Source organism: Stenotrophomonas sp. SrG (assembly GCF_050031795.1).
In the GTDB taxonomy this organism is placed as follows: Bacteria; Pseudomonadota; Gammaproteobacteria; order Xanthomonadales; family Xanthomonadaceae; genus Stenotrophomonas; species Stenotrophomonas rhizophila_A.
This window is the reverse complement of sequence record NZ_JBNBBE010001754.1, coordinates 1-230: the sequence shown is the minus strand read 5'-3', so window position 1 is coordinate 230 and position 230 is coordinate 1. Positions and strand designations below refer to the sequence as shown.

The window sequence follows — 230 nt, the reverse complement described above, 5'->3', positions numbered from 1 at the left end:
TCCGGCAGGGTCCGGCTTGATGTCGCGCGTCGAGGTAGCCTGCTTCTTCGACCAGTCAGAGTTGGCTTCCACGGTGCGCTTCTTGACCAGCACCATCGAACGATCCCGGCTGCTGAGGGGGCGCTGGGCGCCATTGGCTTCCTCGAACGTGGTGTTCTGGCTCAGGGTCGCCAATTGGTTGCTGTCATCCAGGCTGTACTGCCACTTGTTGCCGTCGATCTGCTTGAGGG

At 61.7% G+C, this 230-nt stretch carries 1 pseudogene; it reads right to left on the bottom strand.

The window, feature by feature from the left end:
* Nucleotides 1-230: pseudogene (locus tag ACQG3P_RS25275) on the bottom strand (DUF3108 domain-containing protein); the annotation flags it as partial.